Source organism: Proteus vulgaris, assembly GCF_023100685.1.
GTDB lineage: Bacteria > Pseudomonadota > Gammaproteobacteria > Enterobacterales > Enterobacteriaceae > Proteus.
This window is the reverse complement of the sequence record NZ_CP090064.1, coordinates 596771-617268: the sequence shown is the minus strand read 5'-3', so window position 1 is coordinate 617268 and position 20498 is coordinate 596771. Positions and strand designations below refer to the sequence as shown.

At 38.7% G+C, this 20498-nt stretch carries 21 protein-coding genes, 1 other RNA gene and 2 pseudogenes; 11 read left to right on the top strand and 13 right to left on the bottom strand.

Features of this window, described 5'->3' with window-relative positions:
- Nucleotides 1-62: 62 nt before the first annotated feature.
- The 5 genes and pseudogenes from LW139_RS03045 to LW139_RS03025 all read left to right on the top strand — a co-directional run bounded on the left by LW139_RS03045 (nt 63) and on the right by LW139_RS03025 (nt 3358).
- Nucleotides 63-993 (top strand): annotated as a pseudogene (locus LW139_RS03045) (integrase core domain-containing protein).
- An 84-nt stretch (nt 994-1077) separates the two neighbouring features.
- Nucleotides 1078-1380, top strand: coding sequence for a hypothetical protein (locus tag LW139_RS03040; RefSeq protein WP_247851201.1), 303 nt, complete (start codon nt 1078-1080; stop codon nt 1378-1380).
- A gap of 355 nt (nt 1381-1735) precedes the next feature.
- Entirely contained in the window at nt 1736-2323 is a 588-nt protein-coding gene (locus tag LW139_RS20615; protein ID WP_244179701.1) for a hypothetical protein, read from the top strand.
- Between the two features lie 96 nt (nt 2324-2419).
- Nucleotides 2420-3064 carry a hypothetical protein gene (locus LW139_RS03030; RefSeq protein ID WP_247850607.1) on the top strand — a complete coding sequence of 215 codons (645 nt, stop codon included), beginning with the start codon at nt 2420-2422 and terminating at the stop codon, nt 3062-3064.
- 24 nt (nt 3065-3088) lie between these two features.
- A pseudogene (locus LW139_RS03025) lies at nt 3089-3358 on the top strand (PAAR domain-containing protein).
- Nucleotides 3359-3448: 90 nt separating this feature from the next.
- Here LW139_RS03025 and LW139_RS03020 read toward each other — a convergent pair.
- Nucleotides 3449-4351: a LysR family transcriptional regulator gene (locus tag LW139_RS03020; protein ID WP_023582840.1), complete on the bottom strand. Its 903-nt coding sequence runs from the start codon at nt 4349-4351 to the stop codon at nt 3449-3451.
- Between the two features lie 113 nt (nt 4352-4464).
- Between LW139_RS03020 and LW139_RS03015 the strand changes: the two genes are divergently transcribed.
- Nucleotides 4465-5169 carry a pirin family protein gene (locus LW139_RS03015; protein WP_227336399.1) on the top strand — a complete coding sequence of 235 codons (705 nt, stop codon included), beginning with the start codon at nt 4465-4467 and terminating at the stop codon, nt 5167-5169.
- Between the two features lie 67 nt (nt 5170-5236).
- Here the strand turns inward: LW139_RS03015 and rnpB are convergent.
- Together rnpB and rsmI are read right to left on the bottom strand one after the other, a co-directional pair.
- Nucleotides 5237-5612, bottom strand: an RNA gene (gene rnpB / locus LW139_RS03010) — RNase P RNA component class A.
- 60 nt (nt 5613-5672) lie between these two features.
- Complete coding sequence (rsmI, locus tag LW139_RS03005) at nt 5673-6551, bottom strand: 16S rRNA (cytidine(1402)-2'-O)-methyltransferase (RefSeq protein WP_194951798.1); 879 nt, start codon at nt 6549-6551, stop codon at nt 5673-5675.
- A 61-nt stretch (nt 6552-6612) separates the two neighbouring features.
- On the opposite strand from rsmI, the gene LW139_RS03000 reads away from it, so the two are divergent.
- From LW139_RS03000 to dolP, 4 genes are all read left to right on the top strand, one after another.
- Nucleotides 6613-8382, top strand: coding sequence for a penicillin-binding protein activator (locus tag LW139_RS03000; RefSeq protein ID WP_227336398.1), 1770 nt, complete (start codon nt 6613-6615; stop codon nt 8380-8382).
- A gap of 80 nt (nt 8383-8462) precedes the next feature.
- On the top strand, nt 8463-8840 hold the full coding sequence (locus LW139_RS02995; RefSeq protein WP_227336397.1) for a YraN family protein: 378 nt from the start codon (nt 8463-8465) through the stop codon (nt 8838-8840).
- Nucleotides 8841-8862: 22 nt separating this feature from the next.
- On the top strand, nt 8863-9453 hold the full coding sequence (diaA, locus tag LW139_RS02990) for a DnaA initiator-associating protein DiaA (protein WP_004245257.1): 591 nt from the start codon (nt 8863-8865) through the stop codon (nt 9451-9453).
- A 9-nt stretch (nt 9454-9462) separates the two neighbouring features.
- The gene (dolP, locus tag LW139_RS02985) at nt 9463-10041 is read left to right on the top strand and encodes a division/outer membrane stress-associated lipid-binding lipoprotein (protein ID WP_036933029.1); all 579 of its coding nucleotides are present in this window, start codon (nt 9463-9465) and stop codon (nt 10039-10041) included.
- A gap of 110 nt (nt 10042-10151) precedes the next feature.
- On the opposite strand, the gene ureG is transcribed toward dolP, so the two are convergent.
- The 7 genes from ureG to LW139_RS02950 are packed head-to-tail and all read right to left on the bottom strand — an operon-like array spanning nt 10152 to nt 15161.
- Complete coding sequence (ureG, locus tag LW139_RS02980; RefSeq protein WP_006535303.1) at nt 10152-10769, bottom strand: urease accessory protein UreG; 618 nt, start codon at nt 10767-10769, stop codon at nt 10152-10154.
- Nucleotides 10770-10778: 9 nt separating this feature from the next.
- On the bottom strand, nt 10779-11444 hold the full coding sequence (locus LW139_RS02975; protein ID WP_162557008.1) for an urease accessory protein UreF: 666 nt from the start codon (nt 11442-11444) through the stop codon (nt 10779-10781).
- A gap of 24 nt (nt 11445-11468) precedes the next feature.
- Nucleotides 11469-11939 carry an urease accessory protein UreE gene (gene ureE, locus LW139_RS02970; protein ID WP_247850606.1) on the bottom strand — a complete coding sequence of 157 codons (471 nt, stop codon included), beginning with the start codon at nt 11937-11939 and terminating at the stop codon, nt 11469-11471.
- Between the two features lie 26 nt (nt 11940-11965).
- Complete coding sequence (ureC, locus tag LW139_RS02965) at nt 11966-13669, bottom strand: urease subunit alpha (RefSeq protein WP_247850605.1); 1704 nt, start codon at nt 13667-13669, stop codon at nt 11966-11968.
- On the bottom strand, nt 13666-13992 hold the full coding sequence (locus LW139_RS02960; RefSeq protein WP_072069747.1) for an urease subunit beta: 327 nt from the start codon (nt 13990-13992) through the stop codon (nt 13666-13668). Before LW139_RS02960 ends, ureC begins: the two co-directional genes overlap by 4 nt.
- Nucleotides 13993-14000: 8 nt before the next feature.
- Nucleotides 14001-14303 (bottom strand): urease subunit gamma, encoded by a 303-nt coding sequence (locus LW139_RS02955; RefSeq protein WP_004908484.1) that lies wholly within the window; start codon nt 14301-14303, stop codon nt 14001-14003.
- Between the two features lie 21 nt (nt 14304-14324).
- Nucleotides 14325-15161, bottom strand: a complete 837-nt coding sequence (locus LW139_RS02950) for an urease accessory protein UreD (RefSeq protein WP_227336394.1) — start codon at nt 15159-15161, stop codon at nt 14325-14327.
- A gap of 486 nt (nt 15162-15647) precedes the next feature.
- Here LW139_RS02950 and LW139_RS02945 point away from each other — a divergent pair, with 486 nt between their 5' ends.
- Nucleotides 15648-16538 carry an AraC family transcriptional regulator gene (locus tag LW139_RS02945; protein ID WP_109409280.1) on the top strand — a complete coding sequence of 297 codons (891 nt, stop codon included), beginning with the start codon at nt 15648-15650 and terminating at the stop codon, nt 16536-16538.
- A gap of 2 nt (nt 16539-16540) precedes the next feature.
- Here the strand turns inward: LW139_RS02945 and mtgA are convergent, their stop codons facing one another.
- The 3 genes from mtgA to arcB all read right to left on the bottom strand — a co-directional run bounded on the left by mtgA (nt 16541) and on the right by arcB (nt 20487).
- Nucleotides 16541-17242 carry a monofunctional biosynthetic peptidoglycan transglycosylase gene (gene mtgA / locus LW139_RS02940; protein ID WP_109409279.1) on the bottom strand — a complete coding sequence of 234 codons (702 nt, stop codon included), beginning with the start codon at nt 17240-17242 and terminating at the stop codon, nt 16541-16543.
- 20 nt (nt 17243-17262) lie between these two features.
- Nucleotides 17263-17913, bottom strand: coding sequence for an isoprenoid biosynthesis glyoxalase ElbB (gene elbB / locus LW139_RS02935; RefSeq protein ID WP_227336936.1), 651 nt, complete (start codon nt 17911-17913; stop codon nt 17263-17265).
- A 237-nt stretch (nt 17914-18150) separates the two neighbouring features.
- Nucleotides 18151-20487: an aerobic respiration two-component sensor histidine kinase ArcB gene (gene arcB / locus LW139_RS02930; protein ID WP_247850604.1), complete on the bottom strand. Its 2337-nt coding sequence runs from the start codon at nt 20485-20487 to the stop codon at nt 18151-18153.
- Nucleotides 20488-20498: the final 11 nt, after the last annotated feature.

Sequence of the window (20498 nt, the reverse complement as noted above, 5' to 3'; positions counted from 1 at the left end):
TGCTATGAATGACCCGTCCTAAATAAGGTTAACACTTTTCCAATCTGAAATTGGAGAATGTAATGAAACCAATCACTAAACGAACTCAACGCGATTATTCTCTCGCTTTTAAATTACAGCTTGTTGACCAAGTTGAAAAAGGCGAATTAACCTATAAACAAGCTCAAGATCACTATGGTATACAAGGATGCTCTACTGTTTTAGTTTGGCTTCGTAAGCATGGTAGGTTAGATTGGTCAAACGGTACCCCTGATACTTTTTATAGAGGTTCAGCTATGACCCAATCTTCTGAACAACAAACGCCGGAACAACGCATTAAGATCCTTGAAAAGGAACTTGAAGAAGCTCGGCTTAAATCCGATTTTTTCGAAGCTGTGGTTAAAGTCATGGATAGAGACTTTGGAGTTCGTTTGTCAAAAAAGCGCAAAGCCGAGTTATTAAAGAAAAAACGGTTAAAAACCTCACCGTAACAATTGCTTGCCGTTTTATGCAGATCAGCCGACAGGCTTATTACAAGAGACTGGATAGAACTGAGGAACGAAAGAAAGCCGATTCGGCCATTATTGACGTTGTTAAATCTGAACGAGTCTTACAACCTCGACTGGGTGGGCGTAAATTACATTTTATTTTAAAGCAAAAACAGATGGTTATTGGTCGTGATCGGCTATTTTCTTTATTGAAGGAACATCAGTTACTGGTGCCTAATAAACGGGCTTATCATCGAACAACCTTAAGCCATCATCGTTTTTATCGGCATCCAAATTTAATTATATTCAATGCTCTATGACTGATGGGTATGATTGTTATCAAAATGCCTTAGCAGAACGAATTAATGGAATATTAAAAATGGAGTATCTACTGATAAAACCGAGTAATCTGGAACAAGCAAGAAAATTAGTAGAAGAATCAATTCAACTCTATAATGAAAAACGGCCACACTTATCGTTAAACTATAAAACGCCCGATGAAGTACATCGAGCGTTTTATGCCTGAAAAGTTGTCAACCTATATCAGGACTAGTCAATAGAACCGACTCCACCTCCGCCAGATTGGGTGACTTTTGAAATCAAAACAGTGATGAAAGAGAAATTTGGTGCTAATTCAACGCCCACAGGAGGAAAAGCTAGTGATTTCCAAGAAGACTATATAGGTAATATAAATAAACATTCTGTATTAGCTAAGCAATCTTTTTATAAAGGAGGTAATGAATATAGTTTAGGAAAAAAAGAAAGGGAAATTTTATTAAATATACTTGAATCCTGTGAAGAGAAAAATTTATTTGGATTTAAATTAACAGTAGGTATAGATAATAAATTTAATGTTTCTAATAACAATAAATATAATCAATTTTATATAATAGAGAATCTTAAAAATGACTAGACTCAATAAAGTTTTAAAATACATTGAAAAAGAAGTAGTTAATAAAACAATTAGAGATGTCTCTGATATTGAAGAGTTAATTAATGAAGAGATTATTGAGAATGTTTTGAAACTGCAAAATGATAATAGTTCTCACAAGGATAAATATATAAGATATATGACAATTTTAAAAATTGAATCCAGTGCTATTTCTATTATATATATATATCAAATATATAAAAACACAAATAAAGTACCATATTCTTTTGAGCGATTTTTTTATCATAAAAATATATGTTTTATTTTTTATTATTTTAATTGTTTAAATAGAAAAAGAAATTTTTTAAATCTTGCAGAACAAGGTGAAATCTTATTAATGAATTTTGCTTGTAATTATTTTAAGTCTAGCCAACTTTGTTACGATAGAATAATAGAAAATATTCAGTCAGGTAAAATGGCAAACTCACTTCCTATGTATACGCGACCTCAAAAATTAGGCGTATTAGCGATTGAAATGTTAGCCAGTGAAAAAAAGGAAACTATTGATTGGGAAAGTGCGGGCATTCCGATTGATCCTTTTTATCAACGCTTTTGCCAAGAGGCTCTCTATTGTGAAAATGATGAAATTTTAATCCCATGGCTGATGGAATTATGCGATAAGCATATTCAGTGGTCAGCATTATTTGGTGATTATGTTAATGAAAAAAGCACAACAGGTTATGAAATTGATATGGAAATACTCATTGCTTGGCCTTTTGAATATCAAGCCGTGAAAAATTTTCGTGCTCGTCATGGCTTAAGTACCCCCATAATCGATCATCCATTATTAAAAACACCGATGGCTATCGATCATCGACCTGATATGGTGGGTTGGTTAGAGACTATGCCTGAAATTTATCATCAAATTACAGATGATTTAATTAAAATAAACCCAGAGCTAAAAGTCATTCATACATTATTTTAGTCTTGATTAAAATTAAACTAAGGCTTTTGTTATAAAATGATACTGACAGCAAAAAGCAAACAGATAATTAAGGATAATATTCTTCAGGAATTCTATATGGAAGCAATAGAATTCCTTGAAGATGAGCATAAATTAGTGTTGGATTATTATAATATTAAACAAAAAGCACTATTGGAAATTTTGAAAAACAATTATCACTATTTTGATAAACAACATCGTACAAGCCAATATTTATGCGTTTTTCAAACTATATTAATGATTTATTTTGGTCAGTTTTATAAAAAATCTTTTTTTCATAAAGAATTAGAAATAAACATGAACAATGTTATCACTTATAGAAATAAAGAAAGTCAATCTTGGTTACAAGAAAAAATCAGACTTAAAAAAGATTTAATAGCAAAAGAAAATACTGATTATTTTATTGAGGATGTTAAAAACAGTTACTTTTATATCAGTACCGGACAATCAACATTAGAGAAAGAGATTGATAAATTTATTTTTAAAGATCCTCTTTGTCGATTTAAAAAACTGCAAAACGAAAAAAAACTATTTATTAATAATGCTATTAAAAATATTCAACCTTTATCTATAAATAAAAGTGCTATTACTTATCTCTGTATAATAGCTCAATATATTGATGAGTTAGGTTGTTTTCAAGATATATTACGGCCAAAGTGGTATGGAAAATTAGATTTTCCAGAACTTATTCCTTGGCAGTTTGGAATAAACTCAGGGAATTAATTAATAATAAAGAGAAAGTAAAAAATGCGTAGCACAATCCAAGGACGAAAAATCATTTAAAAAAATGATACTACTAATACTAAAGGAACCGTATTAAGCGGTTCTTTATTAGCAAAGCAAACACATGAAATTGCCTGTTTAGGCGATGAAGTTTATTGCCCTGCTTGTCAGCAAAAAGGCAAAATAATAGAGGGGGATACTATGATGAAAATAAACACTATTCCCGTCGCATTAGAAGGGCATAAAGTGCAATGCGGCTGTTTAAAGGGTTGTGTATTAGTGGCAGTGGAGTGATCCGTTTTTAATTAGGCGGAGACTTCCGCCTAATATTAGCATCTCTATTTTTATCGATATCTAAAACAGAAACATTATTAAGTACAAAAACTACTTTTTATTGTTTGCAAAGAGTTTTGGGATCTCGCGTAGACACCACGATTTAGCTTCGCCCATGCTATCTCTGCGCCATGCCATAATAATATTATTTTCATGGTGATATTCAGGGCCAACAACACGTAATCGCCCTTCTTTAATATCATCTTCAATTAAATCAATCGGCATTGTCGCCACACCTAAACCTGCAATTAATGCTCGGCGTTTATCTTCAATAGAACTGACCGTCAAACGGCGCTGTTTATCTAACAGCAATACTGTCAATACAGGGCGTTCTCTTGCTGTATCTGCAATCGCGATACCCCGATATTTTAAGCGAGTTTCTTCTGCTAATGGCTCTGGTTCGTTATGAATTGGGTGATCTGGGCTGGCAACGTAAACGCTAGTGGTATTGTATAAAGGACGAAAGTTGATTTCAGACGAGGTACGAAAATGCATATCCGGTGAAATCACAATATCACATTTACCGCTTTCTAAGCTTTCCCAAGCGCCCGCTAAGACTTCTGTTACTAAAGAGAGTTGCGTATTGGATTTTTCAGCTAATTTATCGACCAACGGAAAGAGCCGAGATGCAGGAGTGAGCGCTTCACAAACAATCGTGATATGTGGCTCCCAACCTCTTGCTAAGGCTTCTGCATCTGACGTTAATTTGTCAGCAGCCTCAAGTAATATGCGCCCTCTATCAAGAAGCATTCTGCCAACATTGGTAAATTTAGTTCTATGACCAGAACGATCAAAAAGGACAACATCTAAATCTTCTTCTAATTTTTGCATGGTATAACTGAGTGCCGATGGAACTCGATTTAGTTCATCAGCCGCAGCTGCAAAACTCCCTCTACGATCAATGGCATCCATGACTCGTAAAGATTCCAACGTAATTGCTTTGTCTTTACTCATTATACTTATCTCTATCAAATAATTTGATTATAGGCACCAGATTAACTTGCTAACAATAGACAGTCCATACCTCTATGATAAATATATTGATAATCTACTCGAAAAATACCGCTATGATAAAATACAGAACAGCACAACAGTGTGGTAAAGCGGATTATGGTTGGCTACAAGCTCGCTACACATTTTCCTTTGGCCACTACTTTGACCCTCATTTTTTAGACTATGGCACGCTAAGAGTACTCAACCAAGAAGTGCTTGCCCCAAATTCTGAATTTAAAGCAAAGACCTATCCTCATGTGGATGTGGTTAACCTTATTCTTCAAGGGGAAGCTACATACCTTGATAATATGGGGCGTACAGTAACGGCAAAAGAAAATGAGTGCTTACTTATTTCACCGCATAATACTGATACGTATATAGAGAAAAACAGTAGTCCTGATACGCCATTAACTCGTATTCAATTGTGGTTAAATGCGTGTCCACAACAAGAAAGCGTCGCCTCACAAAAATTGGTATTAGATGAAAATTTAAAATACCAATTATTAGCCTCACCTACCGGTGATGATGGCTCGTTAATGTTAAGGCAAACCATCTGGCTTTATCATATTCATTTGCAAGCAGGTGATGAAATTACACTGCCAATAAAAGGACAAAAAGGCTTTTTGCAATCCATAAAAGGTGGCTCCTATTTGCAAACATCAACACAAGAAAATGGACAAATTCAGTGTGGTGATGGAGCTTTTATTCAAGATAGCCATAGTATTACATTGAAAAGCTCGACTGAGTTTCGAGGCTTATTTATTGATATTATCTCGTGATAATCAATTTAGATGGGCTTAAAAACAGAAAACCCTCGAAACACAATGTGAATCGAGGGTTTTTTATGAGGTGAGTTGACCGTTAAGCCGGGTTCTGTCGTGGACAACCATTCATCTAGGCCAGAACTTGCGCGCTGGCTCCAGCAACCTACCCGGGTTCAATGCGGGCCGCACCATAAGAACCCCTATTTGGTCTTGCTCCGGGTGGAGTTTACCATGCCACAAACTGTTACCAGTTGCGCGGTGCGCTCTTACCGCACCCTTTCACCCTTACCTGATCCTGTAAACAGGCCATCGGCGGTTTACTCTCTGCTGCACTTGTCGTAGGCTCGCGCCTCCCAGACGTTATCTGGCACCCTGCCCTGTGGAGCCCGGACTTTCCTCCCCTCTATCCGTCTCCCCCGAAGGGACAACGATAAAGCAGCGGTTGTCTAGTCAACTCAGGGTGCGGATTATAGGGATTTTGGTAGAAAATGTATAGCAAAAGAAGCTAAAAAATCACTTTACTCGTCTTGAGCTTCACCATTTTGCTCAATGACATGTTTATAGAGTGCATTTTTCTTCACACCATAAATCTCAGCTGTGACTGCGGCTGCTTTTTTCAGTGGTAACTCTTTTTGTAAAATCGCCAATGTCCGTAATACTTCAGGAGAAAAATCGTCATCAACAGGTTTGTCATAACCCTCCACAATTAATACCATTTCACCTTTACGGCGGTTTTCATCTTCAAGAACCCATTTAAGTAATTCACCAACAGGCATGCCTTGAATAGTTTCCCACGTTTTTGTGAGCTCTCTCGCTAATACTACGTAGCGATCTTCACCCCAAACTGTCACCATATCAGCTAAACTATCTAACAGCCGATGTGTTGATTCATAAAAAATCAATGTACGGGGCTCTTCTGATAATGCACGTAAACAGTCCTGACGACTTTTGGTTTTTGCAGGTAAAAAGCCTTCGTAACAGAAACGATCTGAAGGAAGCCCAGCCGCAGACAGTGCCGTAATAGCTGCACAAGCGCCGGGTAATGGCACGACATTTATGCCATTCTTACGACATTGATTGACTAAATGATAGCCAGGATCGTTAATTAATGGTGTACCTGCATCAGAGACTAATGCGATACTTAGCCCCTGTTGTAATTTGCTAATTAATTGATCTGCTTTTTGCTGTTCATTATGATCATGTAACGCATACAAACGTGCGTTAATGGCAAAGTGCTGTAATAGAAGCCCTGTATGACGGGTATCTTCTGCAGCAATTAAATCGACATGAGACAGCACATCAAGTGCCCGCTGGGTGATATCGCCCAGATTACCAATAGGTGTGGGTACTATGTACAGTGTGGATGTCGTTACCGCTGCTCGATTAGGTTGATTCATTATTTATTCCGAATGACCGATTTAAAATTGAGCATAATTATAAAACATCACTGGGTACAGTATGCTTTCCTCAATTTTTGTGCGTTTTAAAACAGGTTTATCCTATACTGCGATACTCTCTGCGCTGATTATGTCAGGTTGTACCCTGACGGGGCAACAAGAACAACCTCTCACTCCCGCTGCAAAAGCAGAAATGGAGATGAAACAATTTCAAAAAGTGATTGATGACGCTCAAGGGCTGGCATCTTTAGATGTTATTAGAGCCTATATTGGGCTAGAAACATTAATTACTGATCCTCAACTGCATCAGAAAAATATTGATGATACATGGCTCACGCTAACCAAACTCACACCAGAACAACGTCGTGGTGTTGTTATCAAAGCCGATGAAAATACACTGCAAGGTTGGTTAGATTTACTGAACACCTATGAATACAACAAAGATGATGCTGATAAGTTATCAACAGCGGTCAGAGAGTGGCAGACACGCTATCCTCGTAATCCAGCTGCATTAACACTTCCAGCATCATTATTACGTCTTTCACAGCCTTCTGTGAGTGCAAGTAGCCAAATCGCATTATTGTTACCTTTAACTGGGCAAGCGAAAGTTTTTGGTGAAGCTATTCGTCAAGGCTTCCTTGATGCGCAAAGCGGTTTACCTCAGCCTCAAGCAATGCCAGCGCCACAAGCGCCTAAAAATGACGATAGCCTTAATTCAATTTTAGAAGAATTAGGTATCAAAAATACTGAAACACCAACAACTGATACAGCAACAACAGATACGGCAAAAGAAACAACAGAAAATACGCCAGCGACTCAAGATCAAGAAAAAGAGAGCTCAACATTTTCTGGTGATACGACATTACGCTTAGATCCTGTTGCACAAAACTCTCGCCAAGTGATTGTTTATGATACCAATAGCCAATCTATCGACGTTTTACTGAAAAAAGTACAGCAAGATGGTGCTAACTTAATTGTCGGCCCTCTGCTAAAACCTGAAGTCATGAAGACGATTGAGCTTCAAAGTGGCTTACCTGTATTAGCATTAAATGAATTAGACAGCGTTCCTTCAGCAACAACCGTTTGTTTCTTCTCTCTTTCACCAGAAGATGAAACCCGTAATGCGGCACAACATTTACGTCAGCAACAAAAATCAAATCCATTAATTATTGTTCCTGATAATAAATTTGGTCAAAGAATGGCACAAACATTTGCTGATGAGTGGCAACGCACTGGTGGTGGCACCGTTTTACAACAAACTTTTAGTTCTGTTGAAAGCTTAAAAGCCTCTATCAACCGCGGTGTAGGTATTCGCATGACAGGTACGCCTGTTCTACCAACGGCTAATGCACCTTTACCATTAGAGACTCAATCTATTCCATCAGCAGGTGGTGCCATTGATTCGGTTTATATCATTGCGACTAGTGATGAATTAACTTTAATTAAGCCAATGATTGATATGGCAATCAGCACCAAGAAACGTCCACCAATTTATGTGAGTTCACGCAGTAACCAAGGTGGAACAGGTCCTGATTTCCGTATGGAAATGGATGGTATTCAGTTTAGTGATATTCCATTGATGACTGGTGCTAATTTGCCGTTAATGCAAAAAGCATCAAGCAAATTTGCGAACGATTACTCATTAATGCGTCTTTATGCTATGGGAATTGATGCATGGTCATTAGCAAACAATTACAATGATCTGACAAAAGGCACATTGCGTTTTAATGGTATTTCAGGCTCATTACGTGTTGAAAACAACTGTACTGTTTATAGACAACTTCCTTGGATGCAATTTAAACAAGGTAAGATTGAACCTGTTGCACAGTAAGGCACGCATTTAATTATCATTAGAATAAACCGCCATAATGGCGGTTTATTTTATGAGTAAGATAAAGAAGGAAATCATGGATGATTTTTTCTAAAAGCCCTTATTTTTTAGGGCTATACTATGAGCAAAAAGCGCTAAAATATTTACGCCAACAAGGATTAATATTGATTGAGCGTAATGTCCGATATCCCTGTGGAGAAATTGATCTTATTATGCAGGAAAAGAGGACATGGGTATTTGTTGAGGTTCGTTTTAGACGTAACATCTTATTTGGTGATGCAATAAGCTCTATTACCACCTCAAAACGGCGTCGCTTATGGCGTACAGCAAGATGTTGGTTAGCACAACGCCAAGAAAGCATCGAGACATCAGACTGTCGTTTTGATATTTGTGCATTTAATCAACGCCAGCTAATATGGTTAAAAAACATTCTCGATTATACGGAATTTATTCGTTAAATTAGATTATATAGGTCTTAACGTGCTTGATAGAATCAAAGTCTGCTTTACAGAGAGTATTCAAACTCAAATTGCAGCAGCAGAAGCATTACCAGATGCCATTTCCAGAGCCGCCATGATGATGGTTCAATCTTTGTTAAACGGCCATAAAATATTAAGCTGTGGAAACGGTAGCTCAGCAGCAACAGCACAGCGATTTGCCGCAAGCATGATCCATCGTTTTGAAACAGAGCGCCCAAGCTTGCCCGCATTATCGTTAAACACAGATAGCGTTGTGATGACTGCAATTATGGGGAATCAGCAGCACGATGAAATCTATGCAAAACAAGTGCGTGCATTAGGACAAGCTGGAGATGTGCTACTTGCTATCTCAACTCACGGTAACAGCAGAAGTATTATTAAAGCCGTTGAAGCCGCTGTTACACGAGATATGACCATTGTTGCATTAACAGGTTATGATGGCGGAGAGCTTGCCGGATTATTAGGTCCTCAAGACGTTGAAATTCGTATTCCATCTCAACGCACCGTCAGAATACAGGAAGTTCAGATGCTAACAGTCAATTGTCTCTGTGATTTAATTGATAATACATTATTCCCACATCAGGATGACTAAGGAGTTACTATGAAATTGCTTCCTATCACTGCAGTGCTATGTTCTGCACTTTTACTGCAAGGTTGTATCGGCGCAGCGGTTGTCGGCACTGCCGCAGTTGCGGGTAAAACTGCAACCGATCCTCGCTCATTAGGGCAACAAGTTGACGATGGTACATTGGAAGCACGTGTTTCTGGTGCTCTAAACAAAAACGAACAGATCAAGAAAAGCAATTCACGTATCGTAGCTACAGCTTATCAAGGCAATATTCTGTTAACAGGTCAAAGCCCTGATATGTCTGTTGCGAATACTGCAAAACAAGTTGCAAGTAAGGTTGAAGGCGTAAATAACGTCTACAACGAAGTTCGCCAAGGCGAGCCTGTGACATTAGGTACAGCATCTTCAGATACATGGTTAACAACCAAAGTTCGCTCTCAGATTTTAGGCAGTGATTCAGTAAAATCTTCTTCTGTAAAAGTGATCACTGAAAATGGTGAAGTGTTCTTATTTGGTATTCTGACTCGCCAAGAAGGGGCTGCGGTTGCAAAAATTGCCAGCGAAACCAAAGGTGTAGTAAAAGTAACTACTGCATTTACTTACCTTAACTAATCTGATTACTAATATCGTTTTTATATTATTCTGACAGTATCGGTCTTTATAAAATGACCGATACTGTCAATTTCTTTCTCGGCTAAAACTCGTCTTTACTCAACAAGCTATTAGCGTCTTAGCATGCCTTTATCAATGATAAAATCGATAATAGTTTCCAAGCCGACTTTTTCTTTTAGATTTGTGAAAACATAAGGCTTCACTGGACGCATTCTTGCTGTGTCTGCTTCCATCACTTCTAATGATGCGCCAACATAAGGTGCCAGATCGATTTTATTAATGACTAATAGATCTGAGTGTGTAATACCGGGGCCACCTTTACGTGGAATTTTTTCCCCTTCAGCCACGTCAATCACATAAATAGTTAAATCAGCAAGCTCTGGGCTAAATGTTGCACTTAAGTTATCACCGCCACTTTCCACAAAAACGATATCTAGATTTTTGTGGCGCATTGCTAATTCTTCAACCGCAGCAAGGTTCATTGATGCATCTTCACGAATAGCTGTATGAGGACAACCGCCCGTTTCAACACCAATAATACGATCCGCATCTAATGCCTCAGCACGCGTTAAGATCTTGGCATCTTCTTGAGTATAAATATCGTTAGTGACAACCGCGATTTCATAAGTGTCACGCATTGCTTTACAAAGAACTTCTAACAGTGCCGTTTTTCCTGATCCAACAGGGCCACCAACACCAATACGGAGTGGTTGATTATATTCTTGCATATAGATTTCTCATGAACGAAAAAGTCGAGTGTATTGTGTTTCATGGCGACTACTGGCAATAATTTGCGCCGGTGTAAAACTCCCAATATCTTCAGTGGGCCAATGTGCGGATTGCTCAACAATCACAGGGATCTGCTCTGCTAATGTAAACAATATTTTCTGTCCTGCACTTTGCCCTAAAGGGATCAGTTTTACTCCTGACATCACCGTATTTTCAAGCCAACCCCAAGCGTAAGCACAACATAATTTTTCAGAGGAAATATTCCATTTCACAGCAGCTAACGCAAATGCCATCAGTTGTGTCTGTTTTACACAGGCTTGTAAGGTTTCATCTAACTCAATATCTAATTGAGGAAGTAAACGAGCGAAAGCAATACCTCGTTGGCGCTCTTCTTGTCGCAACTCTTTAGTTTCACGACTTGCGACAATAAAATCACACCAATGCTTCACTTCACTCATTTTGGCTTGTGCCAAATTTTCTTGTAATCGCCGTAAAATAGGGAGTTCTAACGTTGCTAAAGTGCCTGTCATTTGAGTACTTAGCCAAGCCGTTAACGTTTGAGGACAACAAACCCACCCCTTTTCAATTGCCCACTCTAACCCTTGAGAATAAGTAAACGATCCCACAGGTAAAGAAGGACTGACTAATTGATATAAGCGTAGATCTGCAAGCATCAATAGGCTCCCTTATTCAAATAATTAGTGATGATGATGCCCACCAGACGATCCACCATAAGCACCCGGCTCAGGTTGATATTTTTCCAAACCAACAACGACATTTGCCCCTAGGCCTTTCGCCATATCATCTAAAACATGATCGTGAAAATAGCGACACCAGCCAGCTTCAATTTGTAATGGAACATGACGATTACCTAAGTGATAACAAACCCGAGCCAATAACAGTGGATCTTCACTATATACCGTAGAAACTTGCTCTTTTGCGGCTTCAATTGTGACTAGCGTATTATCTTCTGCCAGTAAAATATCGCCCTCTTTTAACACCGTACCACGGGGTAAAAATAGCCCAGCTTCTTGCCCATCACTTAATGTGACTTTTAAACGGCTTTTGGTTCTTTCATCCATCGTTAAGCACAGAGTAAGAGCCGGTTGCTCTGGTGTTGATATTTCAAGTGCTTTTTGTTTATCAATAAGTTGAGTAAATCTTTTCATTCTCTACATTCTCGGTAAAACACTAATCAAAAGAGGAAATAGCGTTGTGCCATCGGTAATTGTGTCGCAGGTTCACACACTAATGGCACACCATCGGCTTTCACAATATAGGTTTGTGGATCTAGCTCAATATGTGGCACATAGCTATTGTGGATCATCGATGCTTTTGTCACGCTACGACAACCTTGGACACGACCAATTAAGCTCTTTAAGCCTAATTTTTCAGGTACACCTGCATCGATCCCCGCTTTCGACATAAAGACCATCGACGTCTGATATTTCGCTTTACCTAAACAAGCATACATTGGGCGATAATGCACAGGCTGAGGCGTTGGAATAGCTGCGTTAATATCCCCCATTGGTGCATAAGCCACCATGCCACCTTTCATGATCAATGCGGGCTTCACACCAAAGAAAGCGGGATCCCATAGAACCAGATCAGCCAACTTCCCTTTTTCAATAGAACCCACTTCATGTGCAATACCATGCGCTAAAGCAGGATTGATAGTGTATTTCGCCACATAGCGTTTAATGCGACAGTTATCACTTTCAGCAGTGTCACCTTCTAATGTGCCGCGTTGTAATTTCATTTTGTGCGCACATTGCCAAGTACGAAGAATAACTTCACCTACACGCCCCATTGCCTGTGAGTCTGACGACATAACAGAAATAGCACCCATATCATGTAAAATATCTTCCGCTGCAATAGTTTCACGACGAATACGAGATTCAGCAAAGGCCACATCTTCAGGAATAGAAGGATCAAGGTGATGACAAACCATCAACATGTCGAGATGTTCATCTACCGTATTAATGGTATAAGGCATTGTTGGATTTGTTGAAGCAGGTAAAATATTCGGCTCACCCACTGATTTAATCACATCTGGTGCGTGTCCCCCCCCTGCACCTTCTGTGTGGAAAACATGGATCACACGGCCTGCTATCGCTTTTACAGTTTCTTCATAAAAACCACCTTCATTTAAGGTGTCAGAGTGAATAGCGACTTGCACATCCATTTCATCGGCAACATTAAGGCAATTGTGAATTGCCATTGGCGTTGCACCCCAGTCTTCGTGAATTTTTAGACCAATAGCACCCGCTTCAATTTGCTCGCGAACCGCTTCAGGTTGACTCACACAACCTTTACCAAATAACCCCACATTGATAGGCAATTCATCAACGGCTTCTAGCATGCGGTGCATGTTCCAAATACCTGGTGTTACTGTAGTTGCATTCGTTCCAGCAACTGGCCCTGTACCACCACCAATAAAAGTAGTCACACCAGAGACTAAACCTTCTTGTGCTTGTTGAGGACAGATAAAGTGAATATGAGTATCAACACCACCAGCGGTAACAATTTTACCTTCACCCGCAACCACTTCTGTGGCTGGCCCTACAACAATATCCACATTAGGTTGTACATCCGGATTACCCGCTTTACCGATACCTACAATACGGCCATCTTTAATACCGATATCCGCTTTTACGATACCCCAATGATCTAAAATTATGGCGTTAGTGATAAGCACATCAACACACTCGGCGTTGACAACTTGGCTTTGCCCCATGCCATCACGAATAACTTTACCACCACCAAATTTAACCTCTTCACCATAAGTGGTGAAATCTTTTTCAATTTCAAGAAAAAGCTCTGTATCGGCTAATCGCAGACGATCGCCTGTTGTTGGGCCAAACATATCTGCATAAGCTTGACGTGAGATAGTTTTCATTTTTTCTCACTCTCCAATTTACCCATCACTTTGCCATGGAAACCATAAATTTCACGTTTTCCTGCAAAAGCCACTAATTCAACTGTACGGCTTTGACCAGGTTCAAAACGAACCGCCATACCTGCTGGAATATTTAAACGAAAACCCAATGTGCCTTCTCGCTCAAATTTCAACGCATCATTTACTTCATAGAAATGATAATGAGAACCCACCTGTACAGGTCTATCACCATGATTAGCAACTTGTATTGTTTTTGTCTCTCGGCCAGCATTAAGCTCAATATCACCTAACGTTTGGTTAACTCTAATTTCACCGGGTATCATGTTGTTACCTACACAATAGGATCATGGATAGAAACAAGTTTTGTACCATCAGGGAATGTACACTCTACTTGAATGTCTTTTATCATTTCTGGTACCCCTTCCATCACCTGCTCTGCCGTTAAAACAGTGCGTCCTTCACTCATTAACTGGGCAACAGTTTTACCATCACGAGCACCTTCCATAATGGCACAACTAATCAATGCAACCGCTTCAGGATAATTAAGCTTCAGCCCTCTCGCTAAACGTCTTTCAGCAACAAGACCCGCTGTAAAAAGCAGTAATTTATCTTTTTCTCTTGGTGTTAATTCCATTTCTGCTCCTAAAATTAACGATTATGTCGCCCATATACGAGGCGGCTCTGGGCAATACCCTAACCAGTGTTGTCTGACGGTTTGCCAAACTTGAGCAAAACACGCCATCATCGGCTCTGTTTGTGAACCTAATAACCGTAAAACTAAAATACCGTCTACATCGGTTAAACCATATTCGATAACAGGGTTGTAAGAGGCTGAAAAAGCCTCAACACATTGTTGAATAACATTTTTTAATTCATCAGATGTAGGATAAATATAAAGCGAACCCAACATGGGAAATTCGCGCATTGCGGCCGCTTTATTTTGTAAACCATTAACAAAAAGCGATTCTGTTAATGTCAGCTTTTCATCAATATAAAAATTAAAACGTCCTTTAACACTGCCATTTTCGAACCATTCATTTAAAACTGGGCGGCCAAAACATTGAATTTCCCAACCAATAAATTTGGCAGTCGATGCAATATGAATATGCGTTTCTAGATGTGCTCGCGCCTCAGGAAAAAAGATATTCTCCTGAGGAAGCCACTCTAAAAATCCATTCGGGGCGACCTTTAATGTTTGAATTTGATGAGCCACGCCACCCGCACTACGATAAAACTTGGTTGCACCAGGCGTGGTAAGCAATGCATGAGCTTCAGATTGAACATCAATATTGATCAATAACTTATCACCACCAACTACCCCACCTGGAGGATGGAGTAAATAAGTGTGTGCAATACCTTGCTCAGGATAAAAAGGACGCTGAACCATTAGTGGGCCGACATGGCGTTTTTCTGTAAGACGTGTCATTCCGCGTTTTACTTCATAACGTAAAACGATTTCAGCAAGCCAACCCTTCCCTGAAAAGTCAGACATACTCACTCCTGCCAACTCGGCAAAATTATCAATAAATCAGGAAAATACGTGAATACATACAGCGCTATCCATAAGATTGTGTCATTCAAAATCAAATAGAAAATAAGCTAATGAATGTTGGATAGGGTGTGGGTAAAAAGACAAACTGTGATACCCTAAGAACAGGATAATCCCCTTCGTCTGTGACGCGCGATTCTACACCTTATTTCGAAAAATGCGTTTTAAATAAATAGCAATTTATTTAGAAAAAATAACACTGATTAAAATAAATGTAGAAAATGAGCGTATATCTATATTGTCATCTTTCATCAACGGGATTATATTCTGTGCGACTGTCATGCAGTTTTGCATGATGGCACTCATTCTTAACTAGAATAATCTCTCTATTTATTCTAGATGTAACTTATTCGTTTATACAATAAATGAGTTCACATTAAACATTTAAGCAACATTGATGCTTAGCTTGCCTGCGGTATATTGGAGATTATGGAATACAAACACATTCTGTCCTCTAACCAAATGTCTTTAAAAACGTTTTACATCGAAAACCCGATGATAGCGATGGTTAGTGGCGCAAAAGGTACAATTTGCATCAATGGACAAACTATTGATGTATCAACCCATTTGACTCTTATTATTCCCAAATATAGCCAAGTTTCCTGTGATATTGTTAATCAATTCACCCATAAATCGATTGAGCTACATACCCTCGTTTTATGCGAAACAGAGCTTCAATCTGTCTTTTCTTTATTAAAGCCTCTAATTAAATCAAGCTCTCCACTAACAAGCCACCTTCCGGCTTATCATTTATCCACACCAGAAGTGGTAAAAAGCAACTTTGGCATACTCAAACAGTGCCTACCGCTACCTCATGGTTCTCCCTCTCAAGAAACCATGTTTATGCAACAGTGTCTGTTTTTTATTTTGATGGCGGTATATCAAGAAGGCATCGATATATTAAATATCTTCCGATTTAATTATGATGAACCCAAAAATCAGGCAATTACGCATTTAATCACACAAGATCCACAACGAAAATGGCATTTAGAAGATGTGGCAAAAACGCTATTTACCACCCCATCAACACTGCGTCGTCATTTAAATAAAGAAGGGGTTTCATTTTGCCAATTATTATTAGATGTTCGAATGGGGATTGCCTTAAATTATCTAACATTCTCTAATTATTCTGTCTTTCAAATCAGCCATCGTTGTGGCTTTGGTAGTAATGCCTATTTTTGCGATGCTTTTAAACGTAAATACGGTATCACACCATCACAATTTCGAATTCAGTCTCGAGAGGCTAATGATCCTTCTGCGATAACGAAATTGTCAGAAAAAATTGCAGAGCCAGATAGAAAAATATTTCAAACGTTATAATGTTATGACAAATCATTTTTCTTTAAAAAAGTGATTCCACCTAATAATCGCATTTGATTTAAGATCCACTGTTGCCGTTTTAAGACATAAGCTGAAGGTTTATTGACGTGATAGATGTGGGGATTAGGTAAAACTGCAGCTAATAGCGCCGCTTCTTGTTGAGTTAGTTGTTTAGCAGGCTTTCTAAAATAATGTTGGGAGGCCTGTTCTACACCAAAGATCCCATCACCAAACTCAACAATATTTAGATATACCGTTAAAATACGTTTTTTTGACCAGATGAGTTCAACAACAGGCGTCATGCCTGCTTCAAGCCCTTTTCTTATCCAACTACGGCCATCCCATAAAAAAAGGTTTTTGACCGTTTGTTGAGAAATTGTCGATGCACCCCGCAATGTTTTCCCGCCGTTATGATTTTTTTTGAAAACTTTCTCAATAGCATCAAAATCAAAGCCCCAATGTTTGGGGAAATTTTGATCTTCAGAAGCAATAACCGCTAAATACATCGCTGGTGCTATCTCTTTTTCACCAACCCAAGTGGAATGAGACACATAAGAGAAATCAAACTCACTCCAAGCAGAAATTTGTCTTTGGATCATAACAGCAGAAAAAGGCACTGGTAAAAAAGAAAATAGCACAACTATTAACAGCCATAAAGCAATTAGAATAATTAATAGTTTCTTTAACTTTCTCACCAGTGTCATCTGCTGTTTTCACCTATACATTAAGCCATTTCAAGGACTTTCTTAACCAATTTCTCAATACCTACCTGTGCTTGAGCAATAGACTGTGCAAGCATATATGCAGGAGTGGTTACTACTCGATATTCTTCATCAACAACAATGTCATCAACAGGGCAATCTATATGGACGCCCCCCATTTTTTCAATAGCACTGACCGTCGCAACATCATTTCCGATTGTTAATTTAACTGGAGCATTTAACATTTTCGGTAACATAACGGGAGCAATACAGATTAACCCTAATGGTTTTTTCTGTTGATGCATAGCTTGGACAAATCTTAAGAGATCTTTGTTAATTTCACACTCACTCCCTTTAGTGGCAAAGTTGCATAAATTCTTCGCAGCACCAAAACCACCAGGAATAATGACTGCATCAAAGTTTTCGGCCTTTGCATCTGATAAAGGGGATATTTTTCCACGAGAAATACGTGAAGATTCTTCCATCATATTTCTTTTTTCTGATTTTTCTTCACCTGTAATATGATTAATTACAGTTGGTTGTAAATCATTAGGTGAAAAATAATGAACCTCAGCATTATTTTGGCTCAAAGCAAGCATTGTTAGCACTGATTCATGGATTTCGCTTCCATCAAACACACCACAGCCACTTAAAATTACCGCAATTGATTTCATATCTTTCTCCATTTGTAGTAGATTACTAGTTACCCATTTATAGGTGTAAACACCAATCGCCATCACATATTTAAATGTTTCTTGTAACAAAAAAACTTATCTTTGCTATTTTGTTGCTTGTATGATGTATGGAATAGTTTCATCCTATTCGCCTATGTAATGAGAATCAAAAAAAGCGGATAGAAAAGTTTCCCTGGTGTTGGCGCAGTATTCGCGCACCCCAACCTTCGGTTGGGGTTATTTTTTTCTAGCCCCTGATAACCAGTTTCTTAAACTTTCCACATCCTTTCTCCAATCCTTCCCTAATTCATCTACCCACTCTTGCACATTGTCCCACCAAGCAGGTAATTCCGGTGATTGGATCTGTTTAGCGAGTTGCTGTAAATGTTTTAAACCAATAGAACCTGCTGCACCTTTGATTTTATGTCCTTCCTCAGTGATGCCCTTCTGATCGCGCGCTGTCAGATTAGATTCGAGGACTGACATATAACTTGGCATCATCTTTTCAAAAACATCTAAACCATCAGTGATTAATTGAGGTCCGACAAGTTCGATGTATTGATTCAGCATGTCTATATCTAATAACTCTTCATTTTTATTCAACAATTCCGATGGCTCATTACATGGCACAGAAACCGCACCATCTCCCCAGAATTTGTTGATAATTGCAGTAAGAGCATCTACAGAAAGTGGTTTACTCAATACGTCGTTCATTCCCGCATCTAAATACTCTTTTTTATCTTTCAAAACATTTGCAGTTAACGCAATCAATGGCGGAAGTTCATTACTGTCGAATTCTTGACGTAATTTTCTTGAAATATCAAAGCCTGTCATATCAGGTAATTGAATGTCTAATAGCACTAAGTCATATTCATCAGGCTTAAACATCGATAAAGCTTCTTGCCCGGTCATTGCTACATCAACGGTATTACCTAATTTCTCTAAAACTGAACAGGCAACAATAACGTTAAGCTCAATATCTTCAACAAGTAGAATATTTAACGCTGGCAATAAGAACTCATCATCATTCTCAATATCAAGATGCTCTTCAATCGCAGGAGCAACGATAGAGAGCGTGAAGACAGATCCCTTACCTAACTCACTCTCTACATGAATATCACCGCCCATATGCTGTGCTAGGCGTTTTGAAACAGCAAGTCCAATCCCCGTTCCCGTTGCAGAGCGTCCACCTTCGCTATCATTGACTTGATAGTACATGGCAAAAATCTTCTCAAGCTCACTTTTAGGGATACCGATGCCACTGTCTTTGACTTCAAAGAACAACTTATCAGAGGCTTCTTGCCAAATACGAACTTTGATTTCACCTTCTTGCGTAAATTTCACAGCATTACCGATGAGATTCCACAAGATCTGACGTAATCGAGTTCCGTCAGAAGTTATCTTATGCGGTAAGGTTTCTTCCGCTTCGAGTGTGAATTTCAATCCTTTTGGCTGTACTAACAATCCTGAAAGGTTTTCTAAATCAGAAATAAATTCAGTAAAATCGATTGGTTGGTTATCTAGTTGAATTTTTCTACGTTCAATCTTATCCATTTCAATCACGTCATTGAAAATATTACCCAACGTAATCGCACTCACATGGATCGTTTTTAAGTAATTGAGTTGCTCTGGTGAAAGTTCGGTATCCAATAAAATACGGCTTAACCCAACAATGCCATTAAGCGGTGTACGCAATTCATGGCTGATTGTTGAGATAAAGGTGGTTTTATCTCGGCTAGCGTTCTCTAACGCGTCTTGATAGCGCTTACGCTCTGTAATGTCACGTCCAAAGCCCATTAAACCATGACGCTTGCCAATACGGTCATAAAACGGCACTTTACGTAATTCAAAACAGGCTTTTCGCCCATCAGGGTAAACTAGCCACTGCTCATAGGTAAGTGAGACATTGTGACGGAAAACTTTCTCATCAGTTTCCATCACTTTTATCGCAATATCTTCGTCATACACATCAAGAGGTGTTAAACCGATAAGTTGCTTCTCACTTTTACCTGTCAGTAATTCTGTTGCGCGGTTACATCCTGAAAATTCATTATCTTCATTTCGGTAATAAACTAAGTCAGGAGAGGCATCAAGGAATGAACGTAGCAGTGAAGATTGTTGTTCCAGTTCTATTTGCGTCAACTCACGACGCTTCATTTCACTTTTGAGTTTTTCCAAAAGTTCAAGGTGCGCTTTTTCAACTTTTTCACGCTCTTGAATTTCCAAGTTTAATTGCTCAATATTCTCTTTTAATTGAGAATTAAGCTCTAAATCACGCTGTCGCATTACACCAAGTTTATCTACCATACGAGATAAACGACGTCGTGATTCTTCTAGTTGTTCAACGACAACTGAAAGAAAATAGACAGCCCAAGGCGTAATAATCAACCCAAAGAAAATAGAGCGAACAAGGTCAATACTGGTAACATCACCTGCAAGCAAGAATGTTACCGCCATTTGAACAACCATCGCTAAAACAACTAATGCGGAAGCTAACAACAATGAGAAGCGGATAAGCCCTAGCCTCATCATTAAGTCAACATAGTATTGGGCAAGCCCTTTGAGCAATTTCATTGAAAACTCCA